Source organism: Alkalimonas collagenimarina (assembly GCF_030717845.1).
Classification (GTDB): domain Bacteria; phylum Pseudomonadota; class Gammaproteobacteria; order Enterobacterales; family Alteromonadaceae; genus Alkalimonas; species Alkalimonas collagenimarina.
In genome coordinates this window covers 1-17,049 of sequence record NZ_JAUZVZ010000017.1, presented here as the reverse complement: position 1 = coordinate 17,049, position 17,049 = coordinate 1, and the positions used below count along the sequence as shown (strand labels likewise).

Below are 17,049 nucleotides of genomic sequence, written 5' to 3'. Positions count from 1 at the left end.
CGTTCTCTTATTCAAAGCGAAAACCACGGCTCGTGGCCTCAGAGATATAGCCCGGAAGGTCAACAGGCATGTGATTGGCCCCAGTCACCTGAGCAGGTGCCGGTTGTGCGCGTTCAATCACAGTCATAAGATCTGACACACTATCGGCTTGAAGTAACTCACTGCCCACTTGAGTTTCATCGAGTTGCTCAATACCATCGCAAAGTGCAGACACTATCAACATCTTGGTGACTGACGTGACACCTAACGCTTTGAGCGGCGTGGTTAGTTGCAGCTCATCACGGCCAAGACCTAAGATTTCTCCAACCGTCTCTAGCACTAACTCAACCACCTCGGTGTGAAGGGATGACTGCGCCGAATTGGCCCCCATATCCTGCGCAATGTCCGTGGCTGGCTGAGCGGGCGTGTTGCTCTTTTGTGCACCGACCTGAGGTGGTTTTTCCGCCGGCTTGGGTAACCAACAATGACGACGCGCAAACGGATAAGTCGGCAAGGCAATGATCTGTGGCGAGACATCATGCGGTTCACCATACAGCGACTCCCAGCTCAGTTGCCCTCCTTGCACCCATAACTTGGCCTGTTTTACCAGTTCAGTATCGTTCGCAGCGTCTAGCTCAATGGATGCCTGGCGCGACGAATGTTCAGTATCATGAAAAAAGACTTGCGCCGGTGCCTTGCCATAGAGCCACGCTGCAAGGCAGTCACGCAATGCCTCAATGGTGCGAACCACACAACTGAGTCGAGTCGGCATCGCCTCTCTGCCGTCTGTCAAGGTATACGCTACATCATCGAGGTGAGTGTCTTGCACAGTGCTAAAGTGCGTTATATAACGTGTCACCAATTCCCTGAGGCGTGCTTCATTCTGCGCTGAAAACACCATCACACGCGCACTGTGTGCACGGCCTGGTTTCGTTGTGAGTTTTGCACTCAGGCACGCCTCCAGCACCATACAACAACCCGACCCACCTGCGCCCAACGTATTGATCATCGCGCTTCTTGGCTGCTCAGGGTCGGCAGTTGTCCACGAGCCAAACTGGTCCTGGATAGTAAATGGGGTGCAGTCTAAATCAAGTTTGGGATTGAGCGGCTGGTGCAAGATGGATGGGGTCAGCACCCCATGCTTCAGCTGCATGGCGACCTTGATCAGCTGTGTCAGCCCGGATGCGGCTTCAGCATGGCCGATACTTGGTTTTACGGTGCCTATGGGCAGTTTTCTCTTGCCCGCGATGTCACAAAATACCTGCTTCATCGCTTGAATTTCTGCCCTGTCTGATACGGTGGCGCCCGCCACTGAGGTTTCAACATAGTCTATCTGCTGCGGCGTCATCTTGGCATTTTGCAGACACCCGGTCATCAAACGTGTTAGAGCATCGGGATCTGAGGCATTAAACCCATCTGTCGCGCCTTTATGGTCGGTATGCACGCCTTTGATCACGGCCAGCACATCATCATTGTCCTGGATCGCATCACGCAAAGGCTTCAATAACACCGCACCGACCGCCTCGCCGGGAATAAACCCTCCAGATTCACCAAACCCTCGTACGGCGCTTTGCTCAGCCAACAATTGAGACTGACTTAACGCCTGGTATTTGTAGCCGTGAATAGACAAATTGGTGGCCCCGACAATGGCCAGCCGGCACGCCCCGCTCAGCAGGTTTTGGCAGGCAAGATAGATTGCACTGGCAGCGCCCGAGCACATGGTATCCACCGCCATACTTGGGCCATGAAGGTCAAAAAAGTGGGAAATACGATTGGGCATACTGGAGAGCGATGACATGGCGACCATGGCTTTTTTATCTTGTTCGGTATCAAAAGCATGGTACTGCTGGTACATAGATGCGGTGTAGACCGCCACCTTGTGGTCGTATTGCTGTGCCAGTTTTTGCTTTGTGTAGCCACGACGCTCAAGCAGGTGCCAAACCTCCTCTAAGAGCAAGCGCTCTTGTGGGTCCATCAACTGTGCTTCGCGCGGGGAGATCTTAAAAAACAGCGGATCGAACTTATCGACTCCGTGGATAAATCCGCCCCAACGACATCTCAACGCAGCACTTTCAGAACCAAATAACGCCGCTCGCTCATCGGGTATATCTACCACACAATCCATACCTTGTTGTAGGTTTGCCCAAAATGTATCGACGTTTTCAGCTTCCGGAAAGCGCCCAGCGACACTGACGATCGCAATATCTTGCTCTGAAATCGCTGAGGTTGTGGTGTCGCGACGCGTTGTATCCCCGCTACGCTCGTTGTGCACTGCAGTCTCAATCGGTGCGCGCTCCAGTGCATTGGACAGACGTGCTGATGTGGAGCTTGGCTGACCGAACAGGCGCTTGATATTGTCCGTCACCTCTGGTTGATGCATGGTCTGGGCATGCATCGCCAGCTCTTGTTCAATATATTTTGGCAGCTTTTCGCTCACCTGCTGACAGAGATGTTTTTTCAATAAAGAGACTGAGCGCAACGGCTTTTGAGCGATTAGGTCAGCCAGTTCATAAGCACGGCTTAGGACGCTTTTGCGCGGCAGTACTTGCAGCCCCACCCTGCGTTGTTGTAATTCATCACCGCGATATTGATTGGCACTTAATAACATTTCACTGCCCAGATCCACGCCCAGTTTGGTGGGCACTATCAAGGTCGAGCCCATCCCCGGCGTAAATCCATACTTCATAAAATTTAGGGTGTAATAACTCTCTTTGCTGAGCAACACGATGTCGGAGAATAACCCCATCACAAACCCGCCACCAATGGCGTGGCCCTGAATGGCAGATATCACAGGCACCCGACATTCCAATGGCAAGCTATAAATATTGACGTCGCTAAAGTTACCCTGTGTGTCATTTAACGACAGCAGGCTATCCTGAGTGCCGCCACTGCAAAAATAGCTGTCAAAGCCAGTGATGATAACCGCCTTGCAAGCACGGTTTTCCTCAATTTTTTTATACGCTTGCATCAACCCTGACAAAATATCACGGCTAAACATATTTTTATTATCACGGTCCTCCATGGTGATCTGGACAACACCGTTACTCTGCTCGATGATGGATACAACCGAGTTGATGATTATTTTTGTCATTATTCTAGCTTTCCCATGGCAGCTTGCCGCTTTGCACATAACGTCCAATATTGGTCACCACAGTGGGCAAAGAAAACGTTGCACGATTTTCCTGTACCGCGATCGGCTCGTGTTCAAGTAATTGTGGATTCAGTGTATTCATATAGTGTTTGTGCCGTATTATGCCATCGCGAGGTAAGCGTCTCAGGCGCAGCAGGTGCCGTCTTAGCAACTCATCTAAGTCATCAGAAACGGTATCAGCCAGCCCCCAATTAGCAACATCATTGGCGTTAAAAGGGGCGGTCATCAAGGTCATATAGTTGGCTTTTTGCCAGCCAATTTTTTTGATCAAAAACGGCATTACACAGGCGGGCAAAATCCCAAATATGAGCTCGGACAAGCTATATTGTGCGCGACTGCCTGACAACACAATGTCACACGCAGCGACAAATCCCATTCCTCCGGCATTCACCCGCCCTTCTACCACGGCAATAGAGATAAAGGGTCCCAGCGCAATTCGCTTCCACAGCGCGTACAGTATACTTGGATCGTGTTCACTGCCCTGCTGGTTGTCTGTGTATTCTTGTTTGTCCATCCAGGAAAAGTCAGCGCCGAAACAGAACACTTCCGGCAGTCCTTTGATAACCAAAATCTTGCTGCGCGACTCACAGTCGGAGATCACCCGCAAGCACTCCTCAATCATTTGCTTATTTAAAGTATTCTTATGGTTAGGCCGGTTAAATTGGAGCGTGCATATCTCCGCATTGTGACTAACCTTGATCATCTCATACGTCACGATTGGCATTCACACATCATTATTGGAATTCATATTCCCGGTGAAAATTGTTGATCCGCTTCAAGTACAAACGCGGACTTAACTGCTGTTGTTGGATCTTATCGGTGATTGGGCACTCAACAATCACATCCTGAGTGCCAAAACGCACGTCCTTGTTTTGCCGTAAAGACCTTTCATACTCCTCGATGGAGAGCTGATATCGGCTCTCCAAATGCGATGCGATTTCCAGTGACTTTAAGCGTGCTTGTCCCTGCTCCGTCACAATACCGCTGTAAAATTCAGAGCAGCACCCAGATCCATAGGCAAAACACCCTATCCGTCTGGGTGTGCTAAAATCACCCGTCTCTATCACCCCCGCCAAAGACAAGTACAGCGCCCCGCCCATAATGTTACCAATACGCTGACAATAGGTCAGTCCGTTCGTCACTCGCTGGTGATAATCGGCTTCGATTTGCGCCGGTGGCTGCTGCGTAAATTTTCTCATCAACGAGCGGTGTGCGCCTTTAACCATACCACCAAACGGGGTATGAAATGCCAAATAGTCAAATGTATGTGCGTAGTTCGCGCCGTCGACACGTTGCTGGTATTGCAAAAAAGTTTGCTCGCAACAATCCAGATAGGACATCAAGGAGATATCTGCATTGCCCGCTTCACTGTCTGGCTGAGGTCGGCAGGTATCCATTACCTCATAGGAGTAATAACCGCTGGCCCCAACATCCAACCTGAAAACTTCCGGTTTGTTGCTGATCAGCATCGCCACTGCGCCGGCGCCACCCGAGGGCTCTGAAAACGCCCAGTCTTTTTTATTGACGTCCTCTTCGCCTAACACCATGAAGCGACATAGGTCCACCGCAATCACTAAGGCTTTCGCCCCAGGTGAGGTGTTAGACAAAATGAAGTTCGCCGCATTGTGTAAGCCAACCGTACCTGAGTAGCACGCCTGTTTAACCTCAAACACCCGGCAGTTTTTATTCAAGCCAAGGTGATCATGCACATAGGTGCTAATGGACTTACCAAAATCAATGCCTGACTCAGTGCATGTGATCAACATTTCAATGCTGTTTTTTTCAGCCTCACTCAATGCATCCAAAATGGGCTTGGCCGCATTGACTGCAAACGTTACCGGATCTTCACTGACCAGTGCCACGGTTTTTTCTGACATCAATAGATTATTAAAACGCGCGATATCAAGCTCGCGGTGATCGATCAGTTTACGTACATCCAAACACGCAGTGCCAGCATATACGTTCATCGCTTCAATACCTACTTCACAGCATTCCATTACTTACTCCTACTCACTTTTGTCAAGGCTTAATGATACACACCGCGGTGTTTAGCCCACCAAACCCGTAACTCAAACTCAGCGCTTGCTTGATGTTGGTTTCATGCCTTGTCGTCGTCACCCAATTGAAATCTGCTTGTATCGGGTTGTCTAGATTTAAACTGGGGTGTAAAAAGCCCTGTTCCATCTGGATCAAGGTCGCGATGATCTCAAGGCACCCAGCTGCGCTCAAAGCATGACCAAAAAGTGACTTGGTCGCGTTCAATGGCGCACTGCGTAGTCCTGTTTTGGCCAATGCTTGCAACTCGGTGTCATCTCCCAGCACCGAGCCACTGCCATGCGGATTGATATAATCAATGTCTGATGCCGTCATCGCTGAGTTGTGCAATACCTGTTGGATCACTGCGATTTCCCCTGCCAAAGAAGGGTCCGGATTGCGATTACCATCCATCACCACCGCGCACCCGGGGATAGCTCCGCGAAGGTGAGCCCCTCTTTGCAACGCGTGCTGATGGCGCTCAAGCACTAACACGCCACAGCCCTCACCATAAATAAACCCATCTCGCTGTTGGTCAAAAGGCCTACAAGCCTGGGTGGGTGCATCAGAAAACCGGCTACTCCCCATGGCACCCAAAGAGCTAAATGCATGACATTCCCAGTAGGATAAATCCATGAGCGCCCCAACCACAACGCACACATCCAGTGCCCCACTTGTCACCGCTTTTGCCGCTTCTATCACTGCCAGTTGTCCACTGGCAGACGCACCACCAAGCGAAAAAGCACTGCCGCGTATGCCAAATAGCTCAGTACAGATCCCACAGATATCTGAGTCCATGAAATTCAGTGCATAGCTGGGCTGAATAAAATACGGCGCATTTTTACGCTTGTCACGCAAATTATTTAAGTGTCGCTGTTGTACATTACTGCCACCGACAATCAGGCCGATTTTTTCAGGCTCGACGGTATCTAACCTTGCGTCTGTCCACGCCTGCTGTAGCGCAACTAATGCCGCCTTTGCACTCAGTGAACAGGTACTCAGGTTATATGCGTCAAACTGCGTTGGCATCGTCAGTGCAGGCAGTTCTGCGCCAATAAATAAGTCGTCAGAACAGCGCCCTTCCCGGGTCATAAATGAAAACACCGAAGTGCCTTTTTTGAGTGACTGAGAGATGGCTGTTATGTCCTGCCCGATCGCAGTCACGGCGCCCATACCTGTGATCAGCGCAGGCGAATTACGCATATTAACGGCGATTGAGTCTGTCATGCAAGAGATCTATCAGTTCATCCAAATTGGTCGCTGACATAGTGTCAGTCATCGGTATTCTGAGCGACAATGCCGCCAGAATATCCACGATAATTTCAACCCGCTCCATCGAGTTCATACCCAAAGCGGCTAGGCTATCGCCCTGCTTAAACGTATGATCTTGCAAAGTGGGGACTAGCTGACGAATACAATCTAACACCACTGCTTGTACCCGACTTCTTTCGACATTGACTGCGATATTCATAGTACTTCTTCCATCTGTTTATGTTCTTTATGTTGACCGGCCACACCCAAGTGTGTGCCTTGTGCCGCCTCATCGCTGCGCTGTACAGCTTGTAAGGCTTGGATTATTTCCTGTGTGTGTTGCATCCCTTTGCTTTCTAACTGACTTTGGATATACCCTGAAAAACTTTCCAACGTGTTGTGTTCGTAGACGATATCGGCGTTCAAACTGAGCTGCATGGTCTGATTGATCACCTTGATCCACTCCATCCCTGTAATCGAATCCAGTCCTAAATCCGCAAATCGAGTCACAACTTTGATTTCCAGCTCAGCCATCATCAGAACCGTTGCCAACGACGTGCGCAAAAAGTCTAACGTAGTGTATTCATTTGGCGCTTGCAATGACACTGTCGAGTCAGCCTTTGCAGCCTCATCGGTCGAGGTCTGTGGCTCAGCAAACAACGAAGTCAGGTACTGAGCAAACGCGGCTGGCGTCGGGTGTTCATACACCGCATTTGCCTCAATCTGCGTGCCAAAATGGGCATTGATGGCGCGGATCCATTCAACCCCAACAATAGAGTCTAAGCCCAAATCAACAAAGCGAGATTGCGCGCGAATATCTCCCGCATCGAGTAACAAGGCATTTGCCAAGGTGGAGATAACGGTATTGATCACCGCCGCATCATCAGCCGTTTCTGCTTGTGCAGGTGTCGATAACCTCGTTTCCCTCACTTCTGGCTGCGCTGCCAACGTCTCGCCTTCCCCACTTTGCAGCAAGTACGCATGCAACTGATTAATACTGGGGTACTCATGTATGCGCTCGACCGCCAACGCCAACTTATACTGAGCATTAATGGCACGTACCCACTCTACACCAACGATGGAGTCTAAGCCAATGTTTGAAAACGGGGTATTATCAGATATTTCATCTTCGTTCATCATTAACGCCCTGGCCAAACTAGCCCGTAAAAAGGTCTTGTTGAAGGTATCAGTGTCTTCGCTGGCATGGGTGTTAGGCATGTCACTCGCTGTCACCGCTTCGACTGGCGAGTCTGGCTGAGGTGCAGGAGCAGGCACCTTTTCACCCGACTGAGCAGGCGTGGGCAAAGCGGCTTTTTTCACAGCAAACACGTGTGGTTCGACTAGTTGGATCTTACCCGACTTAGGTTCCTGCGGCGCTGGCAACACAGGTGTATTATGCGATAGTTCATTCACCCTCTGAGCGCGTAACGCTTCATCACTTGCCGGTTTCCAGTAACGTTTTGCCGCAAATGGATAGGTCGGTAAACTGATTTTCCTGGGGCTCTGCAGGTGATATAACACAGACCACTGAATGTCCGCCCCTCGCGACCACGCGCTGACAAGCGCTTTACAACGCACATCTTTTTGCGCTTCATCGGTGCTACTGATGGTACCTAAAAAGCTTGGATCGAGTGGCGCAGACTGCGCTTGTGTATCGTCGACAACCCCCATGCATACCGTGCCATTCAACCAGATTTCAGACGCCGCTGGCGCACTATCAGCCGCCAAGAATAGCGCTAACCCTGCCTGTATCTCCGTCAAGTCGATCACTATACATGCCAAGCGATGGTCAAAGGTTTCTCGACCCGTTTGCAATGTATACGCAATGCGCTGTGCATCGTATTGAGATAGATGCTCTCGCCTTAAGTGGTGTAGTAAATTACTAGCCATCTCTTTGAGCTGTGCGTGACTTCTGGCAGATAGCGTGATCACTTGAACATGTGATCGTTTATCCCCTTGTAGCTCGGCCTGTTCAGGCGCTTCTTGTACTATAAGATGGGCATTTGAGCCCCCGGCGCCAAACGATGATACACCGGCAATACGCGGGGCGTCATCGCGACTTGGCCAAGGTGCTAGCTGTTGTTGCACAACAAAGGGGGACTGAGCAAACTCAATCTTAGGATTTATCTGTTCACTGTGTAATGAAGGCACTAATTGCTGGTGCTTCATTTGCAAGAGCACCTTGGTCAGGCCCGCGATGCCCGCAGCACTTTCACAGTGGCCAATATTGGACTTCACAGAGCCAATCGCACAGACACGGTCTTTACTGTCTCCGGCAGAGAATGCTTTGTTCAAAGCGGCCACTTCAATGGGATCGCCCAACGAAGTCCCCGTACCATGTGCCTCCACATAGCTGATCTGCTGAGGCTTAACCTTGGCTTGAGCCAATGCCCGAGCGATCACCGCCTGCTGAGCCATGGGGCTAGGTACAGAGTAACCATAGGTTCTGCCGCCATGATTGACCGCACTGCCTTTGATCACCCCGTAAATATGGTCGCCAGCTTGCAGTGCTTCACGCAATGGTTTGAGTAGCACAGCCCCGACCCCTTCACTGGGCACAAATCCGTCTGCCTCAGCGCTAAAGGTTTTACAACGGCCTGTTTGCGATGCGAACCCGCCATATCCCAGCATCAAGTATTTTGCCGGGTGAATAGACACATTAACGCCTCCGGCAATGGCTGCTTTGCACTCACCGCTGAGTAAGCTTTGACAAGCTAGGTGAATGCTCGTCAATGACGAAGCACACATAGTATCAATGGCCAAACTCGGACCGTGAAAGTCGCAAAAATAGGATACGCGATTGGCAATAGACGACGGGCTCATTGACAATACCATAGGCCGGCCCAGCATGGTTTCCTGCGCGCCGTACAATTGATATTCCTGATACGTCACCCCAACATACACACCGACCGCGCCGGGCGAACCATCGAGTGCGGTGGTTTGTGCCAAAGACGTCCGGGTATAGCCCGCGTCTTCAATCGCTTCGTAGGCGGTTTGTAAAAACAGCCTTTCCTGTGGTTCGATGATTTCAGCTTCGCGAGGTGAAATATTAAAGAAACTCGGATCAAACTTATCGACACCATCGATGAAACCGCCCCACTTCGCATACGTCTTGCCAGGTTTGCCTTTTTCCTCATCATAATAATGACGATGAGACCAGCGGCTGGTTGGCACCTCAGTAATACAATCTTGACCTCCAGCCAGCACCTGCCAAAACGCTTGCAGTGTATTTGCCTGAGGGTAGCGTCCTGAGATACCGATGATGGCAATATCCGTATCCTGTGCATCACGACTGTGATCTGTGTATGCGCCAGCGACGGACGATCTTTGCGGTTCAACCGACTCATGCAAACTGGTTGCACGGTGGGCATCACTCGAACTGGGGGGAGGCGTATGATACGTCTCAAGTTGGCTGCGGTGTGCAGTAAACAGGTACTCAGCCAATTGCGCAATTGTGTGATGTTCAAAAAACAGGGTTTTTGGCAGTGCCCCATACATAAATTCCAACTTATTGGTCAGCTTGGTCACCACCAATGAGTCAATGCCCAGCTCATCAAAGCCGGTATCCTGAGCGAGCTTTTCCTTTGCATACCCTGTCACCTGTGAGAGCACCATAGTCAATTGATCACATACTGACGCCAACAGGACATCATCATCGGCAGATGATAAGGCGCCAGTGTGCCCTTGCACCTTGGTTTTGCCGGTTAAAGCGTCGCTGTACGCATCGAGCAAGTCGTGTAACGTACGATAGACGTTCGCGGTGTTTAAACTGAAGTCATAATCAAAATGTTGATTTAACTCATTGATAATGGCGTGCAACTCAACGATCCCAAAGCCTTGCTCATCGAGCCCGACATGCAGATCAAGTGCGCTCTGTGCCACACCGACAACCGCAGCGGCAGCGGCGATAAATCGCGACATTAACTCACGCTGCACTTGGTCATGATCCGGCTGTGTGGTTTTGGTTGCCATTGCGACAGGCTGTGCTGCGCCAATCGAGCGAGAGAAGTGATGCGCAAGTTTCGCCGTATCACCAGCAATGGCAATGGTGCGGGTATGCGTTTGGTGCATCACTTGATACAGCGCGGACAACCCCACATCACTGTCAATCGGCTGCATACCCGACATGTCATACAATGCTGCGAGAATATCATCAGATACCTGCATCCCACCATCACGCCACAACCCCCAGCCGATAGCACAACTTTGACCAAAACACAGGCCCTGATTAACCCGTTGTTGTCGCTGCTGCGCATACAGGTCCAAAAAGGCATTGGCGGCGGCATAATCGCCCTGCCCGACATTACCGACCATGGAAACCGCTGAGGAGAACAGCACAAAGTGCTCAAGCTTTATCTCTTCACATGCCTGTCCCAAGTGCCATGCACCATAGGTTTTTGGCGCGAGAACGTGTCGTATGCTTTCTGCATCCTTATTGCGTAACAGACCATCTTGGATAACCCCGGCACAGTGCAGCACCGCATTGATCCCACCATGCGCACGCACGGTATTCTGTACCAAGATTGTTACTGCGTCGAGCGCCGTTAAGTCCACCGCCTCATAGTGCACCGTTGCGCCCATCTCTTTCAAGCGTGCGAGTTGGTTTTCTCTGAGGGTATCCAAAGGCCGCTGACCCGTTAAAATCAAGATAGGCGCCTGCACTTTTTGCGCAATATCGCACGCACACAAATACCCCAACTGACCCAGCCCACCGGTGATCAAATACACCCCTTGATCACGCCACGGATGCGGGACAGAAATTGTGTCAAGCACATCCAGATCGCATGCCATCAAGTGCTCAGCCTCAGCTTTAAACCAGTGGCAATGCGCGTGCCGTTTCGCCTGAGCAAGCAAGTTAAATACCTGCTCCTGGGGCAAGTTCACCGGCAACTCAATGAGCTGCCCTGTGACGTTATCGTTTTCCAGCGAGCATGTTTTTAACAACGCCGACATCGCGGGCAGGGTTGACTGTAAGTTCGGCTCTTTCGGAACGACCACTTGCAAGATCTTATGTGACGCACACTTTGAACGTATAATGGCGTCAAATCGAGCCGTCAATTGAATACAAAATTGCGTCAAACTGGCAGCAGGGTGTGCCGCCGAACTAGACAAGTGGACCATCCCGTCCAGTGCCGACAACGCCGGATAATCGCACAGCACAATGTGTTGCTCTAGGTCTTCGTCCAGCAGCTCATGAGGCGTCTCATCAAGTGCGCGCCAACTCAGCGTCATCAGCAACATCCCCACAACACTGTCTGTTGTCGACGGTGCCAAAGCGCCATGGCCATGTGCCGTTACGGGCACAAGCATCGGTGCTTTTGGGATGTCAATCTGTGCGAAAGGATAGCCGGGTAAACTGACACGCTGATATTGCGCAGGCTTGCCAGGATGCCAATCGATTTCACCCCCTTGGGTCCACAACTCAGCGATATATTGAAATTTTCTCTCTGCGAGCCAATGCCTTACCAGCGCTTGTGCTGAGGACTCCTGAAACAGTGCCTCAACCCCTCGATGTTTATCTACCTGGCCTTGCCACAGCTGCGCACATGCCGTGCCCTGCTTGTATGCTTTGAGCATCTCGAGTAAGGCCTCTAGCGAGTCAAATTCACATGCCAGCCGATAAGGCATGGCTTCTCTGCCTGCTTGCAAGGTGTAGCTCATATTGGCCAGTGATAAGGATGGCTGCTCGCTCAGAAAATCAATGTACTTATCGACATAACGCGCCAGTCCCGATCCACTTTTTGCAGACAACACAAATAAGTAAGACGATTCAGGCGCACTACTTTGTGTGCTAATAGGCGCTTCCTCAACCACAATATGGGCATTGCTACCGCCAGCACCAAACGACGACACGCCTGCGCGCCGCTTCGCGTTACGCTCGGTCGTGTCCAGCTGCCAATCTGTCAGGGTCTGCTGTAACTTGAATGCTGAGGCCGCAAAATCAATGTGTGGGTTTGATTGCTCGGCGTTTAAGGTCGGCGCGAGCTTTTTATGGTGCATTTGCAATAACACTTTTGTCAGCCCTGCAATACCCGCAGCCGCTTCAAGGTGACCAATATTGGTTTTTACCGACCCTAACGCGCAGAATTGCTGTGCCGATGTATCCGCTTTGTACGCCTCATCTAACCCCTTAAACTCTACTGGATCCCCTAATAAAGTCCCGGTGCCATGCGCTTCAACGTAGTTGATGTCCGCAGCACAAAGCCCGGCTCTGGACAAGGCGGTACGGATCAGATTTTGCTGCGCTAACGGGCTCGGTACGGTGTAGCCATTCACTTTGCCCCCGTGGTTTATTGCTGTGCCGCGGATCACCCCATAAATGTGATCACCATCAGCAATGGCTTTGGCCAAGGGCTTTAATAACACCGCGCCCACCCCCTCTCCGGGCACAAACCCGTTTGCCTGCGCGCCAAAGGCACTTAACGTCCCATCTTTGGATAACACGTTCAGCCTCGTGAACTCGGCAAATGTAGAGGGGTGAGTATAGGCATTCACCCCACCGGCAACGGCCACATCACACTCTCCTGCATAGAGGTGCAAGCAAGCTTCATGGATGGCTGACAAAGACGACGAACACGCGGTGTCGACGGGCATGCTGGGGCCGCCAAAATTAAAGCGGTAAGAGATCCGGTTGGCCGCAGAAAAATAAGAGTCCTTATAATTGTCAAACCCCGCTTTAGAGATCCCCACAAACACACCGACGGTATCGCGCTCCAATGTCTTTGTGGTGTATCCGGCATCTTCAACAACATGCCACGCACATTGCATAAAGAGCCGCTCTTTGGGGCTCATATAAGCGGCTTCAAAAGGCGGTAAATTGAAAAATTCATTGTCGAAATAATTGAGCCCGTCTAAAAAACCGCCCCACTTTGCAGCCGACTTAAAGCTATCTCCTTCACCATCAGCCTGTGTGTCAAAGTAATTTGCAATGGGCCAGCGCTCATTGGGGATCTCTCGAATACTGCTTTTACCCGCCGCCAGGTTTTGCCAAAGCTCAAACACATTGTCCGCATCAGGATATTGCCCGGCAAGCCCGATGATGGCAATCGGCTGTCTCGTGAACGACGTCTTCCTCACGGTCAATTTCCCGCGTGAACTTGCGCCTGTCGTTGCTTGCTGAAAATGCCGTTTACAATGATCAATCAGCTTGGCGGGGGTCGTTGCTTCAAACAACACCGCCGGCGCTATCTGGGTGGCTAATTTCGCACTCAATGCTTTTGACACCCTGGAAACCAATAAGGAGTCAAACCCCATATCGCTAAATTCACGCTCAAGATCAATCTCCTGCTCTGAAACGCGCAAATGTTCCGCAAGTATTGCAATCAGTATGTCGGCAATACGCTGCTCATCAGCGTCCGTCGGTGCAGGCTCTAAGGTGATATCCATCGAGGTATCGTGCGCCTGCGGCGCTATGTCGGGTGCTATCCAATACTCTTTTAGGTTAAATTGTGTGCCAGGCAGATGCACGCGCTGACGCCCTTCAGATGACATTTCAGGCCACTCACAGTGGCCGGTTTCCAGCCATTGTGCCGCAATCGGTTGATCGCGTTCACCCAGCGCTTGGCTGTGTCCATGTTCAAATACATTTGCATTCGTTCGCGCATCCAACACATCCTCGATTTGTTGCAATAGCTGCTCCCTCGATGATGCCAAAAATATGCAGCGATAGGCATGGCTGTCTCGGCCATGTCGCAATGTAAATGCCAGATGTGAAATTGGGTATGCGCACTGACGTAATGCCGCTTGTAGCGCAGTGAGCTGAGCGGTAAAACACGCTTTGTTCAGTGCTGACACCGGCAGCGCCCAAACTTGCTCGCCTTCAGCCGCCTCCTTGACGGTCGGTTCGGACTCCCAGTCTACGCCTGCAATTAATACATGGGCATTATTGCCACCCGCCCCGTACGCATGGATCCCCGCCAGTCGATTGCCCGACTTCTTTGGCCACGGTATGGTCTCTGTTGCCAATTGACACACGCTGTGTTCAGTATCAATATCCGCACTGATCTGCTCAATACCGAGTATCTTGTGTATTTTTTCGCTCTGTAAGCTATGTATGACTTTAAATAAAGCCCCCAATGAAGATGCAGAGTGCATATGACCGATCATAGGTTTTAAGGTGCTCACCTTGCATTGAGCTGGGCGCAATGCGACCCCCTGTTGCTGCGCCAGGTTATTCAGTGCAAGGTTAAATGCATCCCACTCGCAAATATCGGAGACCGGATTACCCATGCCTTGTGCTTCTATATAGTCGACCTCACGCGGATCTATGTTGGCCTGGGCGTAACATGCTTGGATCAGAGACGCATGTGCACTGGTATTGGGCGCTGCAATGGATGCAGATCGATTGCCATTATAATTTACCGCTGAGCTCTTGATCACGGCATAGATAGCATCCCCGTCTTTGCGCGCACGGGAATAGGGTTTAAGGAGAATACTGGCCACCCCTTCCGCTCGTAAATAGCCATCCGCATCATCGCCAAATGACTTCACGGTCGGTGTTGGGCTCATCTGTTGTGTTTGCGACAACTTAACAAACGTATCTGGTCGCAGCAATAGATTCGCCGCCCCGACTATGGCCTGATCAATCTCCCCCGTCCGCAGGGCAACCACAGCTCGGTGTATCGCCACGGCAGCACTAGAGCACATTGTATTGACCACTTCACTGGGACCTGAAAAATCAAAATAGTATGAAATATTATTGGCTATCATACTGTCTGATTGATGGAGACTCTCACCAGTATCATAGCCCGACTCAATCAAGTTCAATAAATATTCATTGCGCTCAAAACCAACAAAGACCCCGGTATTTGAGCCTTTCAGTGCTTGCGGACGATAGCCTGCATTTTCCAAAGTGTTATACACCGACATCAATAGCAACCGTTGCTGGGGATCCATACGCTGGGCATCATCGGGTAATAACTTAAAAAAGTGTGGATCAAAGCTTTGGATATCGGGAATAAACCCACCCCAACGACAGCGCATTTTATCGGGCTGAGCATCCCATGTTGGCGCTTCATTAGCATATAAGCGCCAGTCAAAACGCGATTGAGGGATTTCCTCGATCAGTGACTCATCTTTATCTAAGTGCTGCCAAAACTCGGCCACTGATTGACAACCAGGTAAATACCCTTCTAATCCCACAATGGCGATGGGCTCTAATTCTGAGGAGTCGGTATGACCTGCTTCGGCACTGTCTATGTCGGCGGATTGAGCGGTGTGTTTTTTCGCGTATTCACGCATAAAATCCTTGATCGCCAGTCGCTGTTTTTCTATATCCAAAACTTATTTCACTCCTGTATATGCTGCTACGAGCTGCTCCAAATGGAGTAAAGAGTCCTTTACTGAGGCATAATCAACGCCAAAGTCCATTAAACACGCAATTTCATTCACGCCAATGTCCTGCGCCTGTTTCACGATCCGCTTTCCATCTTCAACGGTGCCGAACAACGCACCTGTCTTAAAATATCGCTGAAACGCATACTCCAAAATACTGTCTTTGTCTTGCTCACCAAATTCAGCGGCCCCCTTTTTCTGCAACGCGTCACTGGCTAAGTGCGCTTCCATGGCACTGCGAATATATGCTTTGAATGGGTTTTCCACCGCGCGCTTCACTTGCGAAATGGAATCCCCAATCAGGGTATGTAACATCAGTGTGACCTCGCCCGTCTCAGGGTCAAAACCGGCCCGTTCTCTCGCGGCTCTGTAAATGCTGATTTTTCGCTCCATGGAGGCTAGATCAGCGCCGTAAAGCATGGTGAATACGTTGTATCCACTCGCCCCAGCCTGTTCAAACCCCTTGTCATTTTGCGCGACTAACATCCACACTTTCAACGACTTTTGAATTGGTCTTGGGTAAACTTTGGTCGCATAGTAAGCGTTGTCAGGCCCCTCAAACTCAACACTTTCACCCGCCCACAGTCGTTTAACAATGGAGATCTGCTCCGTCATTTTCTCGCGACGGTCATCATAGTTATTTGGGGCATAAATAAAGTCTGGCTTATTCCACCCTGAACCAAACCCGAGATCAACACGCCCATTGGAGAGAATATCATTCATGGCCCACCACTCCACCACTTCTGCAGGGTGGTGCAGTGGCAGGCTCACGCCCGCAGTTCGAAAGCGGATATGTTTTGTTTGTGGGATAAGATAAGCCGCCATGACCGCAGAGTTTGGGAAAATCGCGCCAAACTCATGAAAGTGGCGTTCAGGCAAGTAAACCGCGGTGAACTTAGACTGATCTGCAAACTGGGTCAGTGCGGTGATAAAGTCGTATTTCTCTGAGCTAGTAATGTCTTTGCGGATGTCTGAGAAAAACATCATGCTGAATGCCATCTCTCCAGCCGGCTTGAGATCGGACTTCACCGGTGAAAAGTCAGTACCTATACCTAACAGTGCTTGTATTGTCATCAATAATTTTGTCCTTAAATTATTCCAGCCCAAAACGACTGCGCTTCAGCACCCTATGTATCGTTACACATAAATTTCATAGCGTTGCGCATGCGGCAAACACCCTGGCACTGACAAAGTGATAATTTAAAAATCGTATTTGAATCATTTTTGATTATGCAAAATTTTCCCACACAATCCAACCATTGTTCGTTCGCAAAATGACCATTGGGATTTTTACCGTCATT

Annotated in this window: 7 protein-coding genes; all 7 read right to left on the bottom strand. The window is 50.5% G+C overall.

Going from position 1 to position 17,049, the window contains the following annotated elements:
• Window positions 1–7: 7 nt before the first annotated feature.
• Genes Q3O60_RS12230 through Q3O60_RS12200 form a run of 7 tightly spaced genes read right to left on the bottom strand, consistent with a single transcriptional unit; the run spans window position 8 to window position 16,822 of the window.
• The gene (locus tag Q3O60_RS12230) at window positions 8–3,070 is read right to left on the bottom strand and encodes a polyketide synthase (protein ID WP_305894226.1); all 3,063 of its coding nucleotides are present in this window, start codon (window positions 3,068–3,070) and stop codon (window positions 8–10) included.
• Window positions 3,071–3,074: 4 nt separating this feature from the next.
• A complete protein-coding gene (locus Q3O60_RS12225; RefSeq protein WP_305894225.1) occupies window positions 3,075–3,854 on the bottom strand; it encodes an enoyl-CoA hydratase/isomerase in 780 nt (259 codons plus the stop codon).
• 10 nt (window positions 3,855–3,864) lie between these two features.
• Window positions 3,865–5,127, bottom strand: coding sequence for a hydroxymethylglutaryl-CoA synthase family protein (locus Q3O60_RS12220; RefSeq protein WP_305894224.1), 1,263 nt, complete (start codon window positions 5,125–5,127; stop codon window positions 3,865–3,867).
• Window positions 5,128–5,149: 22 nt separating this feature from the next.
• A complete protein-coding gene (locus Q3O60_RS12215) occupies window positions 5,150–6,391 on the bottom strand; it encodes a beta-ketoacyl synthase N-terminal-like domain-containing protein (protein ID WP_305894223.1) in 1,242 nt (413 codons plus the stop codon).
• Complete coding sequence (locus Q3O60_RS12210) at window positions 6,369–6,635, bottom strand: phosphopantetheine-binding protein (RefSeq protein ID WP_305894222.1); 267 nt, start codon at window positions 6,633–6,635, stop codon at window positions 6,369–6,371. The genes Q3O60_RS12215 and Q3O60_RS12210 overlap by 23 nt, the downstream gene beginning before the upstream one ends.
• Window positions 6,632–15,694 carry a beta-ketoacyl synthase N-terminal-like domain-containing protein gene (locus Q3O60_RS12205; protein ID WP_305894221.1) on the bottom strand — a complete coding sequence of 3,021 codons (9,063 nt, stop codon included), beginning with the start codon at window positions 15,692–15,694 and terminating at the stop codon, window positions 6,632–6,634. The genes Q3O60_RS12210 and Q3O60_RS12205 overlap by 4 nt, the downstream gene beginning before the upstream one ends.
• Before the next feature lie 3 nt (window positions 15,695–15,697).
• Window positions 15,698–16,822: a MupA/Atu3671 family FMN-dependent luciferase-like monooxygenase gene (locus Q3O60_RS12200; RefSeq protein WP_305894257.1), complete on the bottom strand. Its 1,125-nt coding sequence runs from the start codon at window positions 16,820–16,822 to the stop codon at window positions 15,698–15,700.
• Window positions 16,823–17,049: the final 227 nt, after the last annotated feature.